Here is a 2535-nt window from a genome sequence, read left to right on the forward strand (position 1 = left end):
TTATAGAGCAATTTGTTTTTGCGAAAAACCAAGTCCATCTGTTTTAGAATGGTCGTTAGCGTTTTGATGGTTTCTACTTCATAATCACCTTTGTTTAGCATGACACACTCCGCTTTATGGGCGAAAACAACATCCGAAATTTCAGCACGGCTGGGGATATTGGTTTTCATCTTATTTTCCAGTACCTGAGTTGCTAAAATGACGGGCATATGCGCTGCAGTACAAAGGTCGAGTATCTCTTCTTGCATATACGCCAAGTTTTCAAAACCGATTTCGATGGCTAAATCTCCCCGCGCGATCATGATCCCCGAATTTCCGTACTGGATGAGTGCCTCTAGGATAGCAGGGAGATTTTCAACCCCTTTTTTCGTTTCGATTTTGGCAACGATAGAAATGGAACCTTTTTTCCCTAAACGTTCCAACTCATCAATAAGATCAACTATATCATCCGGTGTCTGTGCGAAGGAGATACCTATGATATCCGCATACTCACAGATATGAGGCAACACCTTTTTATCATGATCACAGATGGCACGTATGGTAATGTCGCTGTTGGGAAAGTTGACCCCTTTTTCATCTTTAAATTTAGACCCTTCCTTGTTATTTGTTAAGAGGGTGCAAAGTATATCGGTGTTCAGAATTTCGTCGATAATCAATTCGATTTTTCCATCATCGATAAAAACTTTATCCCCAACGCTCACCAAACTCCCAATATTCTCTAATGTACACCCTATAATTGCATCGCAGTGTTTCATCTCTTTAGTGGATATCGATGAAGTTGTGGAGTGGATCAATACTTTATCGCCGCAAAAAAGTTTTATTTTTTTCGGTTTCCCTGATTTTTTAGACTTTTTGAGGGTTGTACGAATTTTCGGACCGGCGAGGTCAACATAAATTTTTAAATTTGTATCTTCAGAAGATGCCTTTTTAATCTCCTGTGCCATCATTTTCCATGACTTTGGGGAATCATGCGCAGTATTGATCCGAAAAAGATGAACCCCTTCAACGGCAAGATTATGAAACCACTTTGTGTCATATACCGAGGGGACGGTAATCATGATCTTGGTTTTATCTGCGGATGTCGAAAATATTTCGCTGTTTTTATCCATCATGGCATGTGAATCTTCATAACTCAAATGTATTTTGGCTGGATGAAGCTCTTTTTTGAGGGCGAGAGAGAGCAACTCAAGCGCTACATTAATACTCGCTTCCATGTGCGCTTGTGAACGACCGAATGAGGAGAGCCCCACTTTAGTTAAATCATCCTGCAAGGCTGAAAAATCGTATTTTCGGAGGTTGAGATAGTACTTCATATTTTGCAATGAAACATTATCATTTTTTTGATCGACTCCTAATCTCATTTTATCGTTTAGATCCAATAATCGTTCTAATAACTCATTTAAAAAAACTTTTTTCATTTCATAATCCTTTTACGTACATAACTTATAGTGTAAATTAACTTTACATATATTAACAATAATAAGTAATTTAAGTGTAGTATATTTAAAATGTATTTAATGCCAAAATAATCCAAAACAAAGGCGAAACGATGATCAGTAATATAGTTACCATGGGTGGGGTGAAAAGCCTTAGAGATATTGATGTAACAGGCAAAAAGGTTTTGATTCGTGTCGATTTTAACGTCCCGATGGACGGACAGTATAATATTTCTGATGACAGCAGGATTCGAGCGGCGCTTCCGACGATCAACTACTGTATCGATCATAATGCATGCTCTATAACTCTTGTAAGTCACTTGGGTCAACCTAAGAACGGGTATGATGAGCGTTTTACTCTCCGCCATATCCAAAAGCGTCTAGAGCGGCTGTTGGAGAAGAAAATCGAGTTTATCGATAATCTCGAAACACTCAAACAAGAAAATGCCCACTGTTCGATTGAGCGGATCTTTTTGCTCGAAAACATCCGTTTTTTTGAAGGGGAGAAGAAAAATGATCCCGCTTTTTGTAAAGAACTAGCCGATTTGTGTGATGTATATGTCAATGATGCGTTCGGAACCTCCCACCGTAAAGACGCATCAACGTATGGGATCGCCGACTTTGCCCAGATCAAAGTGGCGGGATTTTTGATGATGCGGGAGATTGAAGCGTTTACCAAAGCGCTCGAAAAACCGATCCGACCTATCGCCCTTGTCGTCGGCGGTTCTAAAGTCTCTTCTAAAATCACGCTCCTCACCGCGGTCATGCCGAAAATCGATAAACTCATCATCGGCGGTGCCATGAGCAATACGTTCTTAAAAGCGCTCGGTTACGATATGAAAGCCTCCTTGGTCGAAGATGATTTCATCGAAGTGGCGAAAGAGGTTTTGAGTGAAGCCAAGGCAAAAGGGGTAAAAATCTATCTCCCCGTCGATGTCGTTGCCACCGATTCGATAGAGCATCCCGTCGATGTTAAAATCACTCCTGTTCAGGATGTATTGGAAGGGTTCCATGCGGTAGACATCGGTCCCGCAACCCTCAAACTCTTTTCCGAAGCGATTGAACTCTCCAATACGATCATCTGGAATGGACCGATGGG

2 protein-coding genes are annotated in these 2535 nt (G+C 40.8%); one reads left to right on the forward strand and one right to left on the reverse strand.

Annotated features, from left to right (window positions below; genetic code table 11):
• Positions 1-1418 (reverse strand): pyruvate kinase (locus JZU62_RS05915; RefSeq protein WP_295012834.1); only part of this gene is annotated, 1418 nt, incomplete at its 3' end.
• A 131-nt stretch (positions 1419-1549) separates the two neighbouring features.
• Here JZU62_RS05915 and JZU62_RS05920 point away from each other — a divergent pair.
• On the forward strand, positions 1550-2535 hold a 986-nt coding region (locus JZU62_RS05920), incomplete at its 3' end, for a phosphoglycerate kinase (protein WP_295012836.1).

Origin of the sequence: Sulfuricurvum sp. (assembly GCF_019163035.1) — a bacterium.
Classification (GTDB): domain Bacteria; phylum Campylobacterota; class Campylobacteria; order Campylobacterales; family Sulfurimonadaceae; genus Sulfuricurvum.